The sequence below is a fragment of the Okeania sp. SIO2F5 genome, from assembly GCF_010692685.1.
GTDB lineage: Bacteria > Cyanobacteriota > Cyanobacteriia > Cyanobacteriales > Microcoleaceae > Okeania > Okeania hirsuta.
In genome coordinates this window covers 1-1,065 of the sequence record NZ_JAAHGU010000328.1, presented here as the reverse complement: position 1 = coordinate 1,065, position 1,065 = coordinate 1, and the positions used below count along the sequence as shown (strand labels likewise).

Sequence of the window (1,065 nt, the reverse complement as noted above, 5' to 3'; positions counted from 1 at the left end):
ATTCATACAATGTTCCATACTCAACGTGATGATTCAAAATGGTAAACCCCAGAGCTACAAAGTAGAAATCTAGTTAACTTCCAACTAAGGGAGTTTTTGGCGATCGCTACTTTCATGCAACAAAGCCGTATGAAGCGATGAATGTTGCTGAATATTGGATAGTTGACGCGACCTTGAAGGCAGAAGTTATTGCCTTTGCAGTTGCCGATGGAGGTAGTAAAAGAATTAATGAGTCTCAAGTTTTGCCAGGGTTCGCCATTTCTTTATTAGAGGAAGCACTGCAACGCACTCGTAAAGAAAATCAAACCCAAGTTTACAGGTGGTTATTAAGTCAGTTTCAGAAATAATCTTGAATCATAAGTATTAATTTTGATTATACCACAATTAGACCATTTCCTTCTTCCTTATTTAAACATTAGATAATTTATGCTAATATACTAAAACTTGAAATGTTAGAGCTATTTAGAGTAGTAGCCACAATTGGCTAACCTTGCTTTCTGTAAACTGAACTAGCAAAGAATAACTACTTTTGCTCCACAAAACAAAAATAAAGTCTAAATATCTATTAGGAGGATAATGCATAGATGACCCAAGTGATACTAGGAGAAAATGAAGGAATTGAATCTGCATTACGTCGGTTTAAACGACAAGTTTCTCAAGCCGGAATATTTCCAGATATGAAAAAACATCGTCACTTTGAGACCCCCATTGAAAAACGGAAGCGTAAAGCAATGGCTCTACAAAAACAAAGGAAAAGACGTTCCCGTTATTAATCTTTATTGCTTTATTGTAATTTGAATTTGTTGTCAATTAGTGTCTTTCTAAGTCTATAAGTCGTTAAGAAGCTATTAAGATAACTTTTGTTGAGACGCCTGGGTGCGTCTCCCTGACACTATAGCAATGAGCGCTGGCATCTTTACATGTTACATAGATATTTGCAATGTAATATAAAAGTAACTGTATGAGCTGTATTTTTCATAAATTAGGCGATCGCTAAACCTTAAAGTTTTAAGGATGTCTGTAATGGTATTGATAATTTACAGTTTATAGCTTGAAATTGTTTAC

At 34.7% G+C, this 1,065-nt stretch carries 2 protein-coding genes; both read left to right on the top strand.

Annotated elements, in window-relative coordinates; genetic code table 11:
• Nucleotides 1-137 precede the first annotated feature (137 nt).
• The gene (locus F6K27_RS33370) at nt 138-347 is read left to right on the top strand and encodes a hypothetical protein (protein ID WP_287281104.1); all 210 of its coding nucleotides are present in this window, start codon (nt 138-140) and stop codon (nt 345-347) included.
• A gap of 237 nt (nt 348-584) precedes the next feature.
• Nucleotides 585-773, top strand: coding sequence for a 30S ribosomal protein S21 (gene rpsU / locus F6K27_RS33365; protein ID WP_011613894.1), 189 nt, complete (start codon nt 585-587; stop codon nt 771-773).
• Nucleotides 774-1,065 lie beyond the last annotated feature (292 nt).